Annotated in this window: 1 tRNA gene and 2 rRNA genes; all 3 read left to right on the plus strand. The window is 45.4% G+C overall.

From position 1 onward, the window contains the following. Positions 1-64: ribosomal RNA gene (locus K6Y21_RS21045) — 16S ribosomal RNA — on the plus strand; the annotation flags it as partial. Positions 65-217: 153 nt separating this feature from the next. Continuing rightward, positions 218-293, plus strand: a tRNA-Glu gene (locus tag K6Y21_RS21050). A 281-nt stretch (positions 294-574) separates the two neighbouring features. Further along, positions 575-1090: ribosomal RNA gene (locus K6Y21_RS21055) — 23S ribosomal RNA — on the plus strand; the annotation flags it as partial.

Below are 1090 nucleotides of genomic sequence, written 5' to 3' on the forward strand. Positions count from 1 at the left end.
CATGACTGGGGTGAAGTCGTAACAAGGTAGCCCTAGGGGAACCTGGGGCTGGATCACCTCCTTACCAAAAGCGACGTTGTCTTGTTGACGAGAGTCAATGAGTGTTCACACAGATTGTATGATTGATGATTAAAGATGTGTTTATGAAGAGGTCGCTCGCAAAGCTCGCCTTTTCGTAAACTGTTGTGAAGCTGTGCTTCACAAATCGAGTTTACGTGTCCCGTTCGTCTAGAGGCCTAGGACACCGCCCTTTCACGGCGGTAACAGGGGTTCAAATCCCCTACGGGATACCAGATTTAAGTGTTTTTGCAAAAGCTGAGAATATTTAAATGTGGTTTACATAAACCATTGCTCTTTAACAATTTGGAAAGCTGATAAAGTTCATTGAATATCTTGATGAGATATTCAATACCGAGTTATCACGCAAGTGATAATTCAAGCAAACAAACGAATCGAAAGATTCAGCTAAGTGTAAAAACTTGGCACAGGTAATCCAGTAGGATTACTTAAACTTGTTCGCAAGTGTCTTGTGTAATATCTAGGCAAAACATAGAACACTGTTTAGGTGTTGTATGGTTAAGTGAATAAGCGTGCACGGTGGATGCCTTGGCAGTCAGAGGCGATGAAGGACGTGGAAGTCTGCGAAAAGCGTGGGGGAGTTGACAACAAGCGTTAATCCCACGATGTCCGAATGGGGAAACCCACCTGTTTACAGGTATCACATGTTGAATACATAGGCATGTGAGGCGAACCGGGAGAACTGAAACATCTAAGTACCCCGAGGAAAAGAAATCAATTGAGATTCCGGCAGTAGCGGCGAGCGACCCCGGATTAGCCCTTAAGCTTTATAGGTGTTAGTGGAAGGCTCTGGAAAGTGCCACGATACAGGGTGATAGTCCCGTACACGACAATGCCTTTAATGTGAAATCGAGTAGGACGGCACACGTGAAATGCTGTTTGAATATGGGGGGACCATCCTCCAAGGCTAAATACTCCTGACTGACCGATAGTGAACCAGTACCGTGAGGGAAAGGCGAAAAGAACCCCTGTGAGGGGAGTGAAATAGAACCTGAAACCGTGTACGTACAAG

The sequence above is a fragment of the Motilimonas eburnea genome, assembly GCF_021295345.1.
In the GTDB taxonomy this organism is placed as follows: Bacteria; Pseudomonadota; Gammaproteobacteria; order Enterobacterales; family CBDFNC01; genus Motilimonas; species Motilimonas eburnea.